Raw genomic sequence first — 18,453 nt, forward strand, 5'->3', positions numbered from 1 at the left:
ATGCGTTGTGCGTACAGCTAAGCAAAAGCAAGGCTGAATCAACCTGAAGGGCCGGGTAGGTTTAGGATGCCATCACCCGAAACCAAAACCCCCGAAAACCCGCAAGCGACAGCGCAGCGCTAAGGTTTGCCGCTTGCCCCCCAGATTTCTTTATCGCGTTTCTTATTTACGTAGCGGCTGATATAAATGCCGAGCTGATAGAGCAAAAACAGCGGGATGCCAATCAGAAACTGCGATACCGGGTCGGGCGGGGTGATGAAGGCTGCAAGCACGAAGCACATCACGATCGCGAGCTTGCGGTATTTGATCATGAATTCCGGCGTGAGAATGCCGACTTTGGAGAGGGTGTAGCTAACCATGGGCAGCTGAAAGATGATGCCGCAGGCCACAATCCACATGGTGACAGCTGAGAAGTATGCGGTGATATCAATGTCGTTGCGGACGCTGTCGGACAGCTGAAACTGTGCGAAGAATTGCACGGCGAAAGGTACGAGCACGGTGTAGCCGAAAGTAACGCCGGCAAGAAAGAGTCCGGTGATGGAGAAGGCGGTGAAGCGTGTTCTGCGCTTTTCTTTTGATTCGAGCGCAGGCTCGATGAATTTCCAGAGCTGATAAATAAAGAGGGGGGAGCCGATGATGAATCCCACCACGAAAAGCGTGCCCCAGTAGGTGAAAAACTGACCGGGTAAACGCCTGTTTTGCAGGGAGATGTCAACAGCGTCGAGTCCGATCCACTGATACACAAAAAAGTCTTTGTAAACCGGCCCGAGCAGTACGGTGTCAATGAAGAAATCAGAGTAGATGAAGGCAACGATGATGCCCAGCAGTACGCCGCCAAGGCCCTTGATAATGCGCCAGCGCAACTCTTCGAGATGGTCCAGAAACGACATATTGTCGGTCTGCAATTGGGGGGGGACCGCTTTAGGCAGCTCCCGGTCCATGATTTGTCGTTGCGAGGTTGTTGACACGTGCTAAATTTTCGGTTCTCGGTCTTGTTTTCAGCGGATGCTGCGTATGCAGGATAATGTAACAGAAAAAACCTGCCCGGCTTAACAGAGCGGGCAGGTTTTTTTTCGGATGAGAAGATATACCTGGTTCGGAAATCAGGCTCAGATGCTTATGAAGTCGTACAGCGGGAAGCGCTCGCAAAGGGCTTTGACTTCGGCAGCTACGCTGTCGTGCACGGCTTCATCCGTCGGCTTGCTGATGGCTTTGTCGAGCAGGCGGGCCAGATATTCAAACTCGGGTTCCTTCATACCGCGGGTTGTCATAGCCGGTGCGCCAACGCGGATACCGGAGGTCACAAACGGGCTTTGGGTATCAAAGGGAACCATGTTTTTGTTAACCGTGATTTCCGCACGTCCGAGAAGGTTTTCGGCGTCTTTACCGGTCACGTTTTTGTTGCGCAGGTCGATGAGCAACAGGTGGTTATCGGTGCCGCCGCTTACGAGCTCGTAGCCGAGCTCGGTGAGTACACGCCCCATGGCCTGGGCGTTTTTAATAACCTGTTGCTGATAGGTCACGAAATCGGGCTGCAGGGCTTCGCCAAAAGCGACGGCTTTGGCCGCGATTACGTGCATAAGCGGACCGCCCTGCGTGCCGGGGAATACGGCGCCATCCAGCACTTCGCCCCAGTTTTTGACCCGGCCAGATTTTGGCGCTACAACGCCCAGGGTGTTTTCCGTATCACGGCCAATCAGGATCATGCCGCCACGCGGTCCGCGCAGGGTTTTGTGCGTAGTGGTAGTCACGACATGTGCCCAGGGCAGCGGGTTATTGAGCTGTTTGGCCGCGATAAGTCCGGCGGTGTGTGCCATATCCATCCACAGAAAAGCACCGACTTCATCGGCAATGTCGCGGAAGGCTTCGTAGTCGAAATCGCGGGTATAAGCAGAGGCGCCGATGGAAATCATGCGCGGCTTCACGGCCTTTGCTTTGTCGCGGATTTTGTTCATGTCGAGGCGGCCGGTTTCTTTTTCGACCCCGTAAAAATGGGCTTCATACAAAATGCCGCTGAAGTTCACGGGTGAGCCGTGCGTGAGATGTCCGCCGTGGGAGAGGTCGAAGCCCAGGAGCTTGTCACCGGGTTTCATCATCGCCAGATACACAGCTGCATTGGCCTGCGCCCCGGAGTGCGGTTGTACATTCACCCAGTCTGCCCCAAAAAGGCTTTTTGCACGGTCGCGGGCAAGGTCTTCCACTACGTCTACAAATTTACAACCCCCGTAGTAGCGTTTGCCCGGCAGGCCTTCGGCGTACTTGTTGGTGAGCGTGGTGCCCATGGCTTCCATCACGGCCTTAGAGGCGAAATTTTCGGAAGCAATCATTTCAGCGTTCTGGTTCTGACGCTCGGTTTCTTTTTCAATGAGCCGGTAGACTTCAGGGTCGGCGGCCATCAGGGTTTTGTTTAGCATAGTAGCGTTGGTTCAGGCTGGGTTATTCGGAAGTTGGTGGGGTAATTTTGCTGATGCGGTTGAGGTGACGCCCGCCTTCAAATTCAGCGGACATCCAGGCTTCAACAATGGCGTTGATTTCTTCTTCGCTGACGAAGCGGCCGGGCAAACACAAAATGTTGGCCTTGTTGTGCTGTGCAGCAAGGGAAGCAATTTCGGGCGACCAGGCAAGGGCTGCACGAACTTGCGGGAACTTGTTGGCGGTCATACACATGCCCTGTCCCGATCCGCAGACCAGAATGCCGCACGCATATTCGCCGTCGGTGATGGCGGTTGCCACCAGTTTTGCGAAGTCAGGATAGTCCACGGAGTTTTTGTCGTGCGTGCCGTAGTCAACAGGTTCATGACCCAGTTTCTCAAGGGCCTTTTTGGCCAGCTCTTTGGCTTCAAAGCCGGCATGATCGGATGCGATAGGAATAATCATAGTCTGCAAAGGTAACGCAATTTCGGGTGATTTTGAAGTGCAGGATGTGCTTTGTCTGCAATTTAGCGGGAGCTTGTAAAGGCATACATCAGCAGGTTGGTGCCCATACGCAGGGACGCCTGAACCGCTTCTTCGGGATTATCGTGCACATCATAAGCCCAGCCGTCGTGCAGGCTCGTTTCATAGGTGTAGAGCACAGCGAGACGTCCGTTGCGGAAAATGCCGAAAGCCTGCGCAGGCTTGCCGGTATGCTGATGGATTTTGGGAATGCCGTCCGGAAAGCTGAACACCTGATGATAGATCGGATGGCTGTGCGGAAGCTCAATGACTTCATCATCGGGGAAGGTTACCCGGAAAAACTCCTGCACGTAGGGATCAAGGCCCCAGTCGTCGTCTATGTACAGGAAGCCGCCGTTATCCACGAATTCACGCACATTCGCCGCTTCAGCTTCATTGACGACAAAATTACCGTGCCCGGTTAGGAATGCGAAGGCGTAGCGGTGCAGGTCGCGGCTGCCGATGTGCACATCATCGTAACGCTCGCTCAGCGACAGCGGGATGTGCTGCCGTGCAAAGCGGATAAGGTTGGTGAGTGCAGATGGATCGTTGTACCAGTCTCCACCACCGCGGTACTGAAGCCGGGCAACGCGCAGTTCGTCATCAGCAGCAGGTGCGGCTGCAACAAGCTTGGTTGTCTGCACTTCAAGCAGCAAAAAAAGCAGGATGAGTGATAAGACGGAAAGCGGATGACGGGAATTTCTGAGCAGCATAAAAATTGGGATGTGAGCAATGTGAAGGGTCAAATATACCGGTTTGGGATGACGGTCGAAAATCCAACGGGAGTAGGCAGAATCCATTATATTAAGGGCTGCCAATCTGCACCCGTTCCTGTGAGCGGGGCCACAGCTGTGCAGCAGCGAATCCGGCTTGAACCGCTACAACCGCTGCATGCGATCAGCAACCCGGTAGAACAGAAATGACGTGCCTGATCAGGAGACTTTTACTGCGTCGGATGATTATTATTCGGCAGATTAATATATGACAAGTGTTTTGTTTACGTTCCGTTCAGGCATTTACTTAAATACCATTCTTTAAAAAGCTTTGATATGATGATCAGAAAGTTCGTCTTAGGTTTATTGTTCTTCTCTCTTTGTGCCGTTTCTGCGATGGCACAGCGTCCGGCCATTGAGCGGGTAGAGCCGCCTCACTGGTGGATCGGATTTAATCAAACGCAGGTACAGTTGCTGGTACACGGTCCAAACATTGGAAATACAAGGGTTAATTTTGATTATCCGGGGGTTGATCTCGTTCGTATGGTCAAAACTGAAAATCCGAACTATCTTTTCGTGTACCTCAATATCACGGATGAAGCGGAGCCCGGAACCATTACCCTTCATTTTGACGATGGTCGCCGGACCCTTCGCTACGACTATGAGATCAAGGCCCGCCTGGGCTCGGATGGGCGCCATCAGGGTTTCGACAGCAGCGATGTGATCTACCTCCTCATGCCCGATCGCTTTGCCAACGGTGATCCTACCATTGACAACATTCCGGGCATGATCGAAGGCGTAGATATGGATGAGCCTTTTGCCCGTAAAGGCGGCGACATTCAGGGCATTCTCGATAATCTCGACTACATCAAAGATCTTGGGATGACGGCCATCTGGCTTAACCCCATCTTCGAGAACGACATGCCCTACAATTACGCGATTGGCGCAGGCTTCTATCACGGATACGCCGCTACTGATATGTACCGCGTGGACCGCCGCTTCGGCTCCAATGAAGATTTCCGTACCCTCGTAAATACCTCGCAGGAAATGGGCATGAAGGTGATTATGGATAAAATTCACAATCACGTGGGTACCCATCACTGGTTCATCAAAGACCTGCCCTCAGCGGACTGGATTCACGATCAGGAAGTCTATGGCAACACTTCATTCCGCACGAACACCATCATGGACCCGTATGCTTCCGTCAGTGATTTCAACAGCACTGTCCGGGCCTGGTTTGTGGATGAAATGCCCGATCTCGATCAGCGCAACCCGCTTGTAGCCGACTACCTCATCCAAAACACCCTGTGGTGGATTGAAGAGTTCGGAATAGACGGTATCCGCATGGATACGCACGCCTACCCTTACCCCGAGTACATGGCGGAATGGACCCGCATTGTGCTCGATGAATACCCGACCTTCAACATCGTTGGTGAAGTGTGGATGCCGGACGTGCCTACTACGGCCTGGTGGCAGTTCGACTCCCGTATTTCCGGCGATTACAATTCGCACCTGCCGAGCGTCACCGATTTCCCGCTGTTTAATGCCATAGCGCGGGGCCTCAATGAAGATCCCGGCTGGGAAAGCGGCCTCACCCGCATTTACTACACCCTCGGACAGGATTTTCTCTACACCGACCCTCTTCTCAACGTCATTTTTGTGGACAATCACGACCTTACCCGTTTTGCGGATATTGTGAACCGCGATCCCGGCAAATTCAAAATGGGTCTCTCGCTGATATACACCACGCGCGGCATTCCGCAAATTTTCTACGGTACGGAAATCATGATGGATCAGCAGGGGATGTGGAATGATCCCGGTAAGCGGCACCCGTTTCCGGGCGGATGGCCGGGCGATGAAATCAATGCTTTCACGCACGAAGGCCGTGTGCAGCTGGGCGAAGAGCTGGGACTCCCTGTTGCCGAAATGCACGAATTTGTACGCACGCTCACACACTGGCGGAACGGGGCGGAAGTAATTCACAACGGGCGCCTGCGACACTTCATCCCGGAAGAGAACATCTACGTGTACTTCCGCTACAACGAAGATGCCCGGGTGATGGTCATCCTCAACGGGCAGGACGAAACACAACAGCTCGATATGAGCCGCTTCATTGAGCTAACGGAAGGCTTCACAACCGGCACGGATGTAAGCACAGGCCGCGAAGTACCGCTGCACGGCAGCATATCCCTAAGCCCGCTCGAATCCCTGATTCTGGAGATGGAGTAGGGTTGGTGCAGTTTGGAAGAAGCAATCAGGCGTATTGCAGGTCGTAAAACAACTTAATATTTTTCCTAAAAAACGATGGAAATGGTCGCCCATAAGACAAACCCTCTGTCTTTCAGGACAAAACAAACAGAAGCCCTGGACGAAGCTTTCGAAACAATAATTGATTCACTCGAAGAATATGTTCGGGAGCATGATATATCAGAGTCTGAAGTGCGCTATCTGACAAAAATATTGAGCGAAGTTTATCTTGAAAAAAGAGCAAATTATTTTCTCAAGGAAAGAATCGCGATTGTGAACCGCAATTTCGCTCATTTGCTTAAAAAGCTCTCTTCCGACAAAAAAGCAGATGATTATCCGGTGAGTGTTTTTTATTACAATCAAAAAAACTTTTTGAAGTAAAATGAGCACTCGTTCGGATCCAGATAAAAATCATAGTGAAGAGCCAAAGGAGATTAGTCCCATACCTAAAGGCAAGGTTAGAGAGATTCTATCAGAGTTAGAATTTTTATCCCTATAAAAAGGGTCAAAGTCTGATTTTGATATTTCAGGTCTCGATGATGAACAATTTAAAATGGCGATTGATTTGTTAAAGCAAAATGAGCAGAATGCGTTTGGCTATCAGTCAAAAAGATTAGACGTTATTAAAGAGATTGAGTCTAAAAGGATTGATAACTCTGTAATTTTGCAAAAAACAGTTCAGACATTTATAGTCGCGACTATAGTTGTTCTTCCACTTTTTACTTTAGTGATTTGAGCTTACTCCGAAAAGTCCATTTTGAGGGTTTTAACCCCTCTTTATTTGCAATAGAGGCCACTTTTTTTTGCTGAAATTGACTTTTCGGAGCGGGCTCTGATTTTGATTTATAAAGAAGACTTCTTTATACCATGACTGACTTTTTTAACAGGTTTGTTTGGTGGTGCTGGGATTAGCAAAATGATTTCTTCTTACTTTAGTAGCTCCGGTAATGTGGAGTCTGTAATTGATAAGAAGACTCAGCCCTAAAACATTACTCGTTTAAATTAAGCTGATCTAAATCCCGCCGGATGAGAAAACCTTTCCCTCATCCGGCTTTGTTTTTTTATCCCGATTTTAAACCATGCAGTTCAGATTTACTTCCCCCTTGCTTTGCTTCATAAGTGTGTTCCTTGCAGCTTTGTTTTCGGCCTGCACCCCATCAGTACCGCAGGAAGCAACAGTAACGAACTTCCCGGTTGAAGTGCGGCAGCAGGTTGAGCTGCCCGAAGATTTCATCTCACCACGGGTTATGACAAGTGCTGCCAAACTCGACGCATGTACCCTATTACTGACGGAATTCCGCACCAAAGCCCTGTATTATGCGGGATTGTGCGAGCCCGGTTTGCAGCAAATCTCCCGGATCGGCACAGAGCCGGGCGAATACATCTCGCCCATGCGAACCTGGAGCGCGGACGGCCTCATCGGGCTGACCGATCATGGGGAGAGTCAGTTTATCATTTATGAAGCCGACGGAAGCCTGCGTCATCATCTGTTTTATGGCGACACCCCCGGTAAATGGTTCACCTACGCCCCGCACTCCCCCTGGCTGTACCGAACCAATGCCGGCATGTACCTCATGCGGCGCGACAACCTCGAAACCAATCAGGCACACCTCCATTTCTTGCTCCCCGAGCCTTTTCAGGTCTTCTCGATGGTCGTCCCCGGCGGCGGCATACAGCGGATTGGTGACCGCATTTTCACCATGAGCTCGCTAATGCCCTTCATCTACGTTTTTGACGAAAGCACCGAAGAAACGAGCTATCTCCACCCGGACTTCATGGCCCTCGGACTCAACAGCACAACCCTCACCGATTACACCTTTGAAGATCAGAACGATTTCCTGGCGGATATCCGGTCTTTTCAGCAGTACAACAACTTGCTCGTTCTGGAGCAAGGGGGCGAACCGCACCTTCTGGTTTCCTACACCTATCAGGGCGGCTACTGGCTCGGACTCATCACACAGGAAGGCGAAACCATCCTTCATCAGCAATCTGATTATTTCGTGATCGGCACCTTCGGCGACGCCCTCATAGCTGTCGATCTTGAAACCGAAGAGCTGTTTCTTCTCGATATCCATTTCGATAAACTACTGTAAAACCGCGCAACTCTTCTCCGAAGAATAAGCAGAGCAAAAAAACACCTGATCATTCTCAATTCCGGAAAAATCCGGAATCCGATTCCGGATTTTTCGTAAGTTTGATGGATGATAAAACGAACGCTTAGTCCCTACCTGCAAAATTCCGCTAAAATGTGGAAGGCCGTGGCATTAACAGGCCCGCGGCAATCCGGCAAGACGACTCTTGCCCGGCACCTGTTTGCAGACAAGCCCTATTCAACCCTCGAAGACCCGGAAACCTTTCAGTTTGCCACAGAAGATCCCCGCGGATTTCTTGCCTCCTTTCCTGACGGTGCTGTCCTCGATGAGATACAGCGGGTGCCTGCCTTGTTTTCATATTTGCAGCGCATTCTCGATGAAAGCCGCGCTAAAGGCCTGTTCATTTTAACAGGCTCCAACAACTTTCTCCTGCAGCAAAACATATCCCAAACCCTTGCCGGGCGCGTCGCCTACCTGAACTTGCTGCCCTTTTCCCTGCATGAGCTTTCGCAAGCCAACGCCAGTGAAACGGACCCAAAGCCGGAGATTTCATTTAAGCCTGATTCCCTCATGCTTAACGGCTTTTATCCGCCGGTACATGATCAGCAAATTCCCGGTCCGCAATGGCTGCCACAGTACATCCGCACCTACGTTGAGCGGGATGTCCGGCAAATCCGAAACATCACCGACCTCATGGCCTTCGACCGCTTTGTTAAGCTCGTTGCCGGCAGAAACGGACAGGAACTGAATGTAACCGCTTTGGCGCTGGAAGCCGGCATTGATCAGAAAACGGCTCAGGCCTGGCTCAGCATTCTGGTGAGCAGCTTTGTTATCTTTTTGCTCAAACCCTATCACCGGAACTTCAACAAAACCATCACCAAGCGCCCCAAACTGTATTTCTGGGATACAGGTCTTGTGTGCGCCTTGCTCGGTATTCGTACTACAGCTGACCTTGCACAGCACCCGGCGCGCGGAAGCCTGTTTGAATCCCTCATCGTTTCAGAAGTCGGGAAACACTTCATGCATCAGGGCCTCGAACCGCGCATGTACTACTGGCGCGACAAAAGCGGCCGCGAGCTCGATCTCATTCTCGAAAGCGGCAGCACCCCCATTCCCATAGAAATCAAAGCCGGCATGACCGTGCAACCGGCTTTTTTCAGGAACATCCGGTACTGGCAAAAGCTGACCGATACCCCGCAGGCCTACATCATTTACGGCGGCACACAGCGGCAGCAGCGCTCAGACGGAGCCCGGGTTATCCCATGGGATCAGCTTACCGAAATACTGCAGGCACAACTTAGCTAAGCCGGCTTGCCCCTCGTCTTCAAAACCGCCTCAAAACCATCACAAACACACAGGAAAACAGCTCCGGCTGCGTAAGCCTGCACGCAGCTGACCAATTAGTTCAGGTCTTATTTTTTTGGGGAAAACTCCTCGAACATCAGGGGCACCGTGACAGATTAAAGCTCCCAGGCCAAAGATAAATCCCTTGCTTTTTGGATTTGGAAGCAGGATCATCAAACTGAAAAAAAATGGCAGGCTCATCAGCTTCGGACTAACAGCGCCAAATTTCGCAGGTACATTAAAAAGTGTACCAGGGTTTGAGCTAAGACGGCGTCCGAAGTGTGTGTACGTCTGACGCCACTGATCTCATCACCACTTAACCCCCGGTAAAAAATGGAGCTGCACCCTGACCCTCGGTTTTTGATTGATCTCGTGAATGCGCGAATGCCCTACGGGCGGTTCGAAGGCAGCTGGCTCACAGATTTGCCGGTATTTTATTTGGAGTGGTTTGAAAGGCAGGGCTGGCCTTCCGGGAAACTGGGTCAGCAGCTTGCAACCATGTACGAAATCAAAATAAATGGTCTTACACGTTTGCTGCCGCCCCTCATCCGCGAGCACCGCCAAAGCAGCTCCGGAGACTGAGCCCAACTTATTTGGGTAATTCCGGGGTAGGTCGCTGTGGTAAGAAGGCGCAGTACCTGAATCCCTTCACATTGTGCGATTTACGCGGGTTTACCTTTGCATGAAAAGTCGCCCTTCGCTACTGCAACAGGTAATGCGTCACCAAACAAAAAAAGGCTGATTTCATAAAGAAACCAGCCTTTAAAAGTACCGCGTACGGGATTCGAACCCGTGCTACCGCCGTGAAAGGGCGGCGTCCTAGGCCCCTAGACGAACGCGGCATAGAAAGTGTAACATGTGGAAGAACAAAATGGGAGCCCAATGGGATTTGAACCCACGGCCTCCAGGGCCACAACCTGGCGCTCTAACCTACTGAGCTATGGGCTCCGTGAAAACCGGTCTTTCATTGCTGAGAAACCGGTTTAGTACCGCGTACGGGATTCGAACCCGTGCTACCGCCGTGAAAGGGCGGCGTCCTAGGCCCCTAGACGAACGCGGCATGGGGAATATGATACACAAAAAAGAACAATAAACCGAGGCGACAAGCGGATTCGAACCGCTGTACGAGGTTTTGCAGACCTCTGCCTAGCCACTCGGCCATGTCGCCGTATTTTGCGTACGCCCGCCAGGACTCGAACCTGGAACCTACTGCTTAGAAGGCAGTTGCTCTATCCGGTTGAGCTACGGGCGCTCATATTAGCAATTAATCAAAGAACTTGCAATATCGTCGGGGCGACAGGATTTGAACCTGCGACCCTCTGCTCCCAAAGCAGATGCGCTACCGGGCTGCGCTACGCCCCGAATGATTATTGCAAAGAATTCAAATATAAGCTTAAACAAAGCTCAATGCAAGTGTTTGAACCAAAGTTGTGTGGAATTATCAGTCAGGAAGCGTGAGTTCTTCGCCCTCAAGTTCCTGTAAAATCTGAAAATAAATCCGGATTAACTGCTGATAATCTTCGCTGAAACGCGTTTGATCCGGATCTTGTAAACGCCTTCTGATTTCCCGTTCAAGCTCCTCAAGCGTCATTTCAGGGGGCTCTGAAAGCTCAATGTCTTCGGCTGAAATGCCGCGGCGTTCCTCGCTTTCGTCCCGCTGATCGAAAGCGCGCTGTGTCTCCAGCATGCGCGAGAGAATATTTTGCTGACGCTCCACGAGTATGTCATCCGTACTGCCGCCGCGCAGGTCGTTGATGGTGTCTTCCATTTCTTCCAGCATACGTTCGAATTCGCTAAGCAGCCGGTCTCCGGGGCGAAGCGCACCGCGCTGCTGCATTTCCTGAAGCTGCCGCCTTATTTCGTTCTGTTGCCGTGCCATCTGATCAAGCCGCTCCATCTGCTCCTGCGTCAGCCGGTCGCCGGCAATGTCATTTATAAAATCCTGAATCTGCTGATTCAGCTGCTGCTGCTGTTCACCCATCTGCTCCATTTGTTCCAGCATTTGCTCAGCCGACATGCCGCCGCAACCGCCGTTATCTCCGTCTCCGTCCATGTCAAGCTGATCGAGCAGATCGGCCACCATGCCCGTAAGCTGATTCAGTCCGCCCAGGGCCATGCGTTCAGCCGTTGTGGCCTGATTCCGGTTTCTCTCCCGCAGGTAATCTACACTTTGGGAAAGCACCCGCTCCACATTCAGGCGGTGCTCCAGCGCGGCATTGGTGAAAGTGGGAATTTCTTTGGCAACCTGATACAGGCTGTCCACGACCATAGCAAAATTGGACGCAATATTGCGCTGTGACCGCGCCTGCTGCACAAAGGCAATGCTGTTGGCTTCCAGCCGGAGTGTTTCCTGATTCTGATCTTCCTGCGCTTCTGAGAGCGTCAGCATGCTTTGGAAGATGGATTTCAGCGCTGCAATATTGACGTTGATGCGTTCCTGATTCATCTGTGAGCGGGCTTGTGCCATCTGCTGACTCATATCCCGCAGCTGATCCCGGATTTGTTCCTGCTGTTCGCGGCTATCCTGCGGACTGCTGCCCGGGTCACCAAGCTGATCGATGTTTTCCTGAATCTGTTCCTGCACCTGCTGCATTTGCTCCTGCATTTGCTGTGAAAGTTCATCCATGCGGGCCTGCTGCCGGGCAGGAGACTGTTCGGCCATGCGTTCCATTTTTTCCTGCAGGCGGTCGAGTTCCTCCTGAATGCTTTCCTGTTGCTGCTGCTGTGCTTCAGTGTCTTCCATTTCCATGAGCCGCTCTTCCTGCTGTGCAAGTTCTTCGAGCAGGGCTGCAGTGCGGTCCATGTCGGCATTCAGGCGCAGCTGCTTGAACAGTTCTACGGTCCGTTCAAGCCGCTCCTGATAGTTGCGCTCATTAAACTCCAGGTTTTCAAGGGCTTCCCGAATCTGCTGCTGATCCATGTTTTGGAAACTCTCCTGCAGGCGCTCCATCAGCTCCATGATCTTGGGATCATCAATTTCTTCCATCAGCTGCTGCAGTTCTTCGTACAGCCTGCGGGTATCCTCACTGATGGTGTCATCCTGCATAATTTCAGAGCGCATTTGCTCAAATTCCTGCTGCAGCTGCTGCAATTGCTCAGACACTTCCTCCTGACGTCCCATCATTTCTTCCGTCAGGCGTTCCTGTTCCCAGCTTTGGTCCGGATTCTGAATGATGTTTTCACGCAGCTGCTGTAAGTCTTCCCTCGCTTCCTGCTGCTGACGACTGAGGTCATCAAGACGCTGTTGTACTTCGTCTTCCTGTTCTTCCTGCTGCAGCAGGCTTTCGGCAAGTGAAGCTGCCCTGATCACATTTCGGCCTGATTCAGCCGATTTCGGGCCGTTAATTTCATCATTGTCAAAGACCTCAACCCAGTAAACGACCTCATCAGCCGATTGCAGGTTCAGCCCTGTGAGGTCCCAGTCGTAGCTCAGGTTGGCAGAGGCCGGTGCCGAACCGGATATGCGCACAGAGCCGCTGCGCACCTCATCGCTGAAGCCTTCCCGTACCTCATAGCGGAGAAACATCCCGGAAATGCCGTAGTCGTCGCGGGCTTCTACGCGAAGGGTGATGTCACGCGGGTTGCGTTTTTGGATAACCGCCTCAGGCTGCACTATACGCACGGTCGGGTGCTGATCGCGGATTACCCGCAGGCTGAAGTTGAACGGATTCCGGTTTTCAAGCCCGTCTGCGTCGGTGAGGCTGAAGCGCAGGGTGTCAGGATCGGTGATTTGCAGGCTGTGGGCGAAACGGGTGGGTTCCGACGGGTTTGAAGGCTGCAGGGGGATGCGTGCTTCGGTCGTATCAGCCGGGTTTGCGCGTAGCAGTTCAGCTTGCGCAAGTGTTTTGTTGGTCACGCCTTCAAGTTCGAGCGTTGCGCCTTCCGGAAGCTCAATCCGGGAGAAAGGATACGTAAAACGCGTGGGCTCAAGCCGGGTGTAGGAGGGCGGCACAACCCGCGCAACGAGTTCCCTGAACCGCGGGATTTGGGATACTGTAAGAATGTATGATGAGGTCTCGAAGCCATCCATCGTAATGCGGTATTCAGAGTCTTCGAAAATCTCCTGTGGGGCAGAAACGAAGCGTCCCGGCGAGGTCATTTCCAGCGGAATGTTGCGAAAGCGTTCTTCAACCTGTGTGCGGAGCAGCAGTCCGACACTTTCGGGACGTTCCCCTTCAAAATCTACCTGCACAAAAAAGCGTCCGCCCTGTTCGACCGTTGTGGTGCCGGGCGCTACTGTAAACGTAAATGGATTCGGCCTTTCATAGGCGCTGAAAAAAGCCAGGGAGCGCGTTGCGACCCCTTCATTAAAACCAGCATAAAATGCATTGATGAACAAGAGTGCGGCGAAAATGAGACCGGTCCGGCGGAGCAGTACGGCTGCCGGTGTAGCGCCCAGAAAACGGGTTATGCGCAGTTGCACGTTGTCTTCGGGCCGGGCGTCAATGGCTTCCAGCCTGCCGATGTTATGAGCTATGGCGGCTTCGCGCAGACTTGCGGAGGTCCCCGACTGTTCCTTCTCGAGATCAATCAGATAGCGCAGTTCTTCAAGCTGTGTCTGTTTGGTCAGCCTGCGGCTAAACGTAATACGTTCCGGCGCCGGTAGTTTTTGCAGCAGCAGCCAGGCGGTCACAGCTCCGGCAGAAAGTCCCGCAAACCAGAGACTTGTTTTGAGCAGAGGGGAGAGCCATGCAGATTGCTCAATCAGCATGAGAATCAAAAAGATACTCAGAAAACCGGAGAGTCCGCCGAATGCTACCGCCAGTTTCCGCTGACGGTTTGCTTTAATCCAGGCTTTTTCAGCAAGGTTTCGGTAGTAGGCTATGCGGGGATGGGTAGAAGTAGGTGTACTCAAAGGAATGCGGATGTAACGAATGGAAGAAATGAAACAAAGTACCGGAAACCGGCCAAAATCCCTGAAAACGCACGCGCCTGTCAGGTGGTATGACAGGCGCGTTGACTTTCAAAACCGGGGCAGCGGGGATAGCATTCATCCGGCCGGCTATGCTAATGCTATAAATCGGATAGCGTGATGGATTCTCCGGACTCGATGTAGCGCTTGCCCTGCACAAGCGTGATGACTTCATGGGTTGCGTCGTGTTCCAGAAAGAGATAGCAGCCTTCATCGTGCCATTGCTTGAGCAGCTGTTCTTTTTCGGTGAGGGTATCAGCGGGGCGCATGTCGTAGCCCATCACCCAGGGCAGGGAAACGTGGGCCGCCGTTGGAATCAGGTCGGCAGCAAATACGAGGCTGAATCCTTCCGTCCGGATGACCGGCAGCTGTTGGCCTTCGCTGTGCCCGTTCACAAAAGTCATGCTGAAGCCGGGTTCAAATTCGTCGCCTTCCCGGGTGAATTTCATGCGCTTGCTCAGCCGCATGGGTTCCAGGTTTTGGGCAAAGAAAGACGCCCGTTCGCGCACATTCGGACTGTTGGCCGTAGCCCAGTGTTTGGCACCGACCCAGTAGTTGGCGTTCTTGAACACGAGTTCGAGCTCGCCGGCTTTGTTGAAGCGCGTAGTTCCGCCGCAGTGATCAAAATGCAGGTGTGTGAAAATGATGTCCGTGACGTCGTCAGGGCTGAAGCCATGTGCCGCGAGGGAATCCTGCAGCGTGCCATACGGGTAGCTGAAATCGTAGATGGCTGACATCTTCTCATTGAATTTATCGCCCGAGCCATTGTCGATTAAATACAGCCGTCCGGTTTTCTCCGATTTCACGAGCAGCGACCGCATGGCCATGTCGATACGGTTTTGGTCGTCAGCCGGGATTTTCTTTTCCCACATCGGCTTGGGGATGACCCCAAACATTGCACCGCCGTCGAGTTTGAAGCGTCCGGTTTCAATGGTATACAGGGTGAAGGGGCCTTTTTGAACAGAAGAAAGTTTCATGCAGAATCGAATAGTTTTTTAGGGTGATGGGTACCTTGGTCGAATGAGGCTCACAGGTTGAAATCGAGAGGAGGAAATTCGCGGAAGTGTCCGTTGGACTTAATCAGATCGCGGGTTTCCTGAAAACCACGCAGCTGCGGGATGGAGCGCTCAATATGTTCGAGTACGTAGGTGAGCCGTTCGCGCTCTGACTTGATTTCCAGAAGGTTTTGCTTCTGCGCGAGGTCGAAGCCAACGATGTGTCCGAATCCGAATGCGTTTTTGGGATTTGCCAGGTTGGGGTTTTCAAACCGGAGGCTGGCGAGTTCTGCCAGTTCTTCAAACCGGTCCAGGACCTTTTTCAGCCGCTCTTCATCAGCTGTGCTGAGTTCCTGTTCATCGTGAAAACTGGTCACCGACCCCTGTAAAAAGCTGCGGCTGTGCGAATAGTTGCGGGTCATGAAGCGGTCACCGCCGCGGGTAACGATATCCATGCGGCCGTCGTCGTACTCAGTTTCAAGGCGCAAAATAGTCGCGAAAGTGCCTACCCGGGAAACCTGTTTATCAATATAGCTGACAATGCCAAAGGGCAGGTTGGCTTCAATACACTCCCGAACCATTTCTTTGTAGCGCGGCTCAAAAATATGAAGCGGCAGTTTATCGCCGGGAAATAAGACAAGCTGTAAGGGAAAAAGCGGGATGAAGCTCATAAAAAGAATCTGAAAATCAGTGCAAAAATGGATGTAGGCGTTAAATTGGAGGTAGTTAACATAAATGAATCAGGGCTTGTCAGAGTTTTTCGAGTAGCTGTTGTAACAGCAGCCTGACTTCCCGGAGATCTCGCTGCAGCTCAGAACTTTCCGGAAAAAGGTCCGGGGCATCGGCGTCCGCTGACTTGTTTTTTTTGCGGCGCCGGGCAACAATTTCTTTCTGCGCGCCGGAAGTACTGTATTGTTTGTCGCGAATTAAAACCTTTAGCTCCATAATCAGCTCGAGATCGCGTGGGCTATAAATGCGGTTGCCGGCCCTGTTTTTGGCCGGGTTCAGTTCATCAAAGACAGATTCCCAGTAGCGCAGCACGTGCGGTTCAATTCCGGTAAGCTGACTGACCTCGCTGATTTTGTAGTACAGTTTTTCCATGTGAACAAGTCAGAGAATCCGTATTATTGCAGGCTGTACTTTTGGCTGCGTTTACCTGCGCTTTTTTGTGACGGATGAACAGTATTAAATCCATACAGTACAGCAACAAATGACCTGAACCGAAAAATAGATTAACCCTTAAAGGCGTCCGGATTTCGTAATACAGGTTATGAAGTAAGATAAGTTTATTCGCTCAATCTGCATAAAGTGATTGAGCGCCCCACCCAAGCCGATTTAAAAGCTGCCTTTGGAAACCGTCAGTGTTGTAATACCACTTCTGGACGAACAAGACTCCCTGCCCGAGCTGTATGAAAAGCTCTGCGAGGCACTTCGGGACACGTATGCGCCGGAGTTTATTTTTGTGGATGACGGCTCAACAGATCATTCATGGCAGGTTATTGAGCAGTTATGTGCGGATGATCAGCGGGTTAAAGGGATACGCTTTAAAAGAAATTACGGCAAATCCACGGCCCTGCATTACGGCTTTCAGCAGGCAAGCGGACAATACGTAGCCACCATTGACGCAGACCTGCAGGATGACCCTGCCGAAATCCCGCTCCTGATCGAACAGATGAAGGCGCAAAACCTGGACCTGGTTTCCGGCTGGAAACGCAACCGTCAGGACCCCTTCACAAAAACGCTCCCTTCGCGGCTCTTCAATTTTGTCACCCGCAAGGTAACCGGCATCCCCCTGCACGATTTTAACTGCGGGCTCAAGGTGTACCGACAAGAAGTCGTGGGCCGGCTTGAGCTTTACGGCGAGCGGCACCGTTACATCCCCCTACTCGCCTGGTCAGACGGCTACCGCGGCATTGGGGAGAAAAAAGTAGTGCATCATCCCCGCAAGCACGGCGTCTCGAAATTTGGCGTTTCCCGGTTTATTTATGGCTTTTTGGATTTGGTTACGCTGATCTTCATCAATTTCTACATGCAGCGGCCCATGCACTTTTTCGGGACCGCGGGAGTACTTTCCGTCGCGGCAGGCTCGCTGATTACGACCTATCTGGTCATAATGCGGCTATTCTACGGAGAATTTCTGGCGCGCAGACCGCTGCTGCTTTTTGGGATTCTGCTCATATTACTGGGTTTTCAGTTTTTCTCGGTAGGCCTTTTCGGAGAGATGATGGTGCGCCAAAAGCGGGATACCCGCATGGTAAACGTCGCGGAAACCAGAAATGCGGAATCCAAAGATCAGGTTGTATGAGTCAGATTGCCTACGACCCCGTGAAGGACCGCCTTGCGGGATTGATCCGCAACCGCCGGTCGCTGCGTACCTTGTTTTATGCAGGTCTCGATCTTTTCTTTTTAAGAAGCTGGCACGTACGGCGCAAGCTGAAGGATATTTTCAGGGGCAATCCCAAAAAACTCCGCATCCTCGATGCCGGAAACGGCTTTGGTCAGTACGACCGCTTTATGCTGCGAAATCTGTCGGTAGATCACATCCTCGCAGTCGATGTAAAGGAAGACTACCTCGAAGACTGCCGGCACTACTTCGCGGCGGAAATCGCGCAGGGACGCATCATCCTTCAAAAACAGGATTTGCTGGAATTCACCGCTGAAGGCTATGATTTGGTGCTGTGTGTGGATGTGCTTGAACATATTGCCGAAGATGTAAAGGTGATGCGCAATATGATGCTCAGCCTCAAGCCGGGCGGGTATTTTCTAATGCACTCGCCTTCACATTTGGCTGAAAATGACGCGGACGGGGATGATTTTTTTGTGGATGAACACGCCCGTGCGGGCTATGCTGCGAATGAGCTTCGGTCAAAATTCAAACGAGCCGGTCTTCAACCCCTCAGCCTGCGCTACACCTACGGCCCTGCCGGACACACGGCCTGGGTGATGCTGATCAAGTGGCCGATGCTTATGCTTAATAAGCTCGGGTTTGGGGCCGTACTTTTGTTGCCGTTTTGGTTTTTAATTACTTTTTTACCCGGTATGTTCCTCAATTGGGCTGATACGAAAATGGTGCCTGTTCAGGGAACAGGTATTCTTGGATTTGCCCGAAGACCTGATGCCTGATAAGCCTGTACCGTTTGCAATAGACTTGCAGTACAATTACTTTATTGAAAGACCTAAATTATCTGATTAAAGTCACTACTTATTACATACGC

The 18,453-nt window shown here is 51.8% G+C and carries 15 protein-coding genes and 6 tRNA genes; 7 read left to right on the plus strand and 14 right to left on the minus strand.

All coding sequences use genetic code 11. The annotated features are described in order from the left end of the window. Nucleotides 1-119 precede the first annotated feature (119 nt). From tatC to CYPRO_RS06170, 4 genes are all read right to left on the minus strand, one after another. Nucleotides 120-968, minus strand: coding sequence for a twin-arginine translocase subunit TatC (gene tatC / locus CYPRO_RS06155; protein WP_240644850.1), 849 nt, complete (start codon nt 966-968; stop codon nt 120-122). A 141-nt stretch (nt 969-1,109) separates the two neighbouring features. After that, nucleotides 1,110-2,396, minus strand: coding sequence for a serine hydroxymethyltransferase (gene glyA, locus CYPRO_RS06160; RefSeq protein ID WP_114985719.1), 1,287 nt, complete (start codon nt 2,394-2,396; stop codon nt 1,110-1,112). 40 nt (nt 2,397-2,436) lie between these two features. Continuing rightward, nucleotides 2,437-2,877 carry a ribose 5-phosphate isomerase B gene (gene rpiB, locus CYPRO_RS06165; RefSeq protein ID WP_205730347.1) on the minus strand — a complete coding sequence of 147 codons (441 nt, stop codon included), beginning with the start codon at nt 2,875-2,877 and terminating at the stop codon, nt 2,437-2,439. A gap of 62 nt (nt 2,878-2,939) precedes the next feature. Next, the gene (locus CYPRO_RS06170) at nt 2,940-3,680 is read right to left on the minus strand and encodes a DUF4159 domain-containing protein (RefSeq protein WP_164682588.1); all 741 of its coding nucleotides are present in this window, start codon (nt 3,678-3,680) and stop codon (nt 2,940-2,942) included. Nucleotides 3,681-3,983: 303 nt separating this feature from the next. On the opposite strand from CYPRO_RS06170, the gene CYPRO_RS06175 reads away from it, so the two are divergent. The 5 genes from CYPRO_RS06175 to CYPRO_RS06200 all read left to right on the plus strand — a co-directional run bounded on the left by CYPRO_RS06175 (nt 3,984) and on the right by CYPRO_RS06200 (nt 9,913). Then, nucleotides 3,984-5,876 carry a glycoside hydrolase family 13 protein gene (locus tag CYPRO_RS06175; protein WP_240644851.1) on the plus strand — a complete coding sequence of 631 codons (1,893 nt, stop codon included), beginning with the start codon at nt 3,984-3,986 and terminating at the stop codon, nt 5,874-5,876. Nucleotides 5,877-5,951: 75 nt separating this feature from the next. Continuing rightward, on the plus strand, nt 5,952-6,275 hold the full coding sequence (locus tag CYPRO_RS06180; RefSeq protein WP_114983777.1) for a hypothetical protein: 324 nt from the start codon (nt 5,952-5,954) through the stop codon (nt 6,273-6,275). A 698-nt stretch (nt 6,276-6,973) separates the two neighbouring features. Further along, nucleotides 6,974-7,987: a hypothetical protein gene (locus CYPRO_RS06190; RefSeq protein ID WP_114983779.1), complete on the plus strand. Its 1,014-nt coding sequence runs from the start codon at nt 6,974-6,976 to the stop codon at nt 7,985-7,987. Between the two features lie 165 nt (nt 7,988-8,152). Beyond that, nucleotides 8,153-9,292: an ATP-binding protein gene (locus tag CYPRO_RS06195; protein WP_240644852.1), complete on the plus strand. Its 1,140-nt coding sequence runs from the start codon at nt 8,153-8,155 to the stop codon at nt 9,290-9,292. Between the two features lie 372 nt (nt 9,293-9,664). Further along, a complete protein-coding gene (locus CYPRO_RS06200; RefSeq protein ID WP_114983781.1) occupies nt 9,665-9,913 on the plus strand; it encodes a DUF3820 family protein in 249 nt (82 codons plus the stop codon). A 187-nt stretch (nt 9,914-10,100) separates the two neighbouring features. On the opposite strand, the gene CYPRO_RS06205 is transcribed toward CYPRO_RS06200, so the two are convergent. From CYPRO_RS06205 to CYPRO_RS06250, 10 genes are all read right to left on the minus strand, one after another. Beyond that, nucleotides 10,101-10,173: transfer RNA gene (locus CYPRO_RS06205), tRNA-Glu, on the minus strand. 32 nt (nt 10,174-10,205) lie between these two features. After that, nucleotides 10,206-10,279: transfer RNA gene (locus CYPRO_RS06210), tRNA-His, on the minus strand. A 39-nt stretch (nt 10,280-10,318) separates the two neighbouring features. Then, a tRNA-Glu gene (locus tag CYPRO_RS06215) sits at nt 10,319-10,391 on the minus strand. 37 nt (nt 10,392-10,428) lie between these two features. Next, nucleotides 10,429-10,499, minus strand: a tRNA-Cys gene (locus CYPRO_RS06220). Between the two features lie 10 nt (nt 10,500-10,509). Continuing rightward, nucleotides 10,510-10,583 (minus strand) — tRNA-Arg (locus CYPRO_RS06225). A 36-nt stretch (nt 10,584-10,619) separates the two neighbouring features. After that, a tRNA-Pro gene (locus CYPRO_RS06230) sits at nt 10,620-10,693 on the minus strand. A 79-nt stretch (nt 10,694-10,772) separates the two neighbouring features. Then, on the minus strand, nt 10,773-14,186 hold the full coding sequence (locus CYPRO_RS06235; protein WP_114983782.1) for a DUF4175 family protein: 3,414 nt from the start codon (nt 14,184-14,186) through the stop codon (nt 10,773-10,775). Nucleotides 14,187-14,344: 158 nt separating this feature from the next. Next, complete coding sequence (locus tag CYPRO_RS06240; protein ID WP_114983783.1) at nt 14,345-15,220, minus strand: MBL fold metallo-hydrolase; 876 nt, start codon at nt 15,218-15,220, stop codon at nt 14,345-14,347. Nucleotides 15,221-15,270: 50 nt separating this feature from the next. Continuing rightward, complete coding sequence (locus tag CYPRO_RS06245; protein WP_114983784.1) at nt 15,271-15,909, minus strand: LON peptidase substrate-binding domain-containing protein; 639 nt, start codon at nt 15,907-15,909, stop codon at nt 15,271-15,273. Nucleotides 15,910-15,988: 79 nt separating this feature from the next. Then, the gene (locus tag CYPRO_RS06250; protein ID WP_114983785.1) at nt 15,989-16,339 is read right to left on the minus strand and encodes a MerR family transcriptional regulator; all 351 of its coding nucleotides are present in this window, start codon (nt 16,337-16,339) and stop codon (nt 15,989-15,991) included. 247 nt (nt 16,340-16,586) lie between these two features. On the opposite strand from CYPRO_RS06250, the gene CYPRO_RS06255 reads away from it, so the two are divergent. Continuing rightward, nucleotides 16,587-17,543: a glycosyltransferase family 2 protein gene (locus tag CYPRO_RS06255; protein ID WP_114983786.1), complete on the plus strand. Its 957-nt coding sequence runs from the start codon at nt 16,587-16,589 to the stop codon at nt 17,541-17,543. Continuing rightward, the gene (locus tag CYPRO_RS06260) at nt 17,540-18,361 is read left to right on the plus strand and encodes a class I SAM-dependent methyltransferase (RefSeq protein ID WP_114983787.1); all 822 of its coding nucleotides are present in this window, start codon (nt 17,540-17,542) and stop codon (nt 18,359-18,361) included. The genes CYPRO_RS06255 and CYPRO_RS06260 overlap by 4 nt, the downstream gene beginning before the upstream one ends. Nucleotides 18,362-18,453 lie beyond the last annotated feature (92 nt).

The sequence above is a fragment of the Cyclonatronum proteinivorum genome (genome assembly GCF_003353065.1).
In the GTDB taxonomy this organism is placed as follows: domain Bacteria; phylum Bacteroidota; class Rhodothermia; order Balneolales; family Cyclonatronaceae; genus Cyclonatronum; species Cyclonatronum proteinivorum.